Raw genomic sequence first — 450 nt, 5'->3', positions numbered from 1 at the left:
GGCTGGTGGTGGTAGTGCCCGCGCCGCTGGAGCCCGTGACGGCGATCACCGGATGTTTGGCAGACATAACAACTCCCTGGTTAAACGATGTAGTGGCGTCGCCTTAGCCGTTAAACAGCGCGCGCGGCATAATATTGACTGTCTCATGCAGTTCCGACCACACAAGGACCGCCTCTCCGCGTTTCAGCTGCTGTTTTACATCGGCGACTTTATCGGCAAGTGAACGTTCATGTTCACCATAATCGGTGCCTTCACGTAACACAAAGCTTTCAATCAGGTTATCCAGCGTTTCGGGATCCAGATCCTGCCAGGGAATAATCATACGGGAACCTCCAGCCAGCGGTTTAACCAGTCGGGAATGCGTCTTTCCAGCCACATCTCCGGTTTACGCAGAGTGCCGCTGACAAAGCCAACGTGGCCGCCTTGCTCGGTCAATTGATACTCTACGTT

At 54.2% G+C, this 450-nt stretch carries 1 protein-coding gene; it reads right to left on the bottom strand.

Annotated features, from left to right (window positions below; genetic code table 11):
* Positions 1-103 precede the first annotated feature (103 nt).
* Complete coding sequence (locus FJV41_RS55750; RefSeq protein ID WP_002920151.1) at positions 104-322, bottom strand: YheU family protein; 219 nt, start codon at positions 320-322, stop codon at positions 104-106.
* Positions 323-450 lie beyond the last annotated feature (128 nt).

Origin of the sequence: Myxococcus llanfairpwllgwyngyllgogerychwyrndrobwllllantysiliogogogochensis (assembly GCF_006636215.1) — a bacterium.
Classification (GTDB): Bacteria; Myxococcota; Myxococcia; order Myxococcales; family Myxococcaceae; genus Myxococcus; species Myxococcus llanfairpwllgwyngyllgogerychwyrndrobwllllantysiliogogogochensis.
Note: the sequence above shows the minus strand (reverse complement) of the source record. Positions and strands in the feature narration are given on the sequence as shown.

Excerpts from the sequence above, each read along its gene's own strand:
- FJV41_RS55750 (WP_002920151.1), bottom strand. The coding sequence starts at position 322 with ATGATTATTCCCTGGCAGGATCTGGATCCCGAAACGCTGGATAACCTG.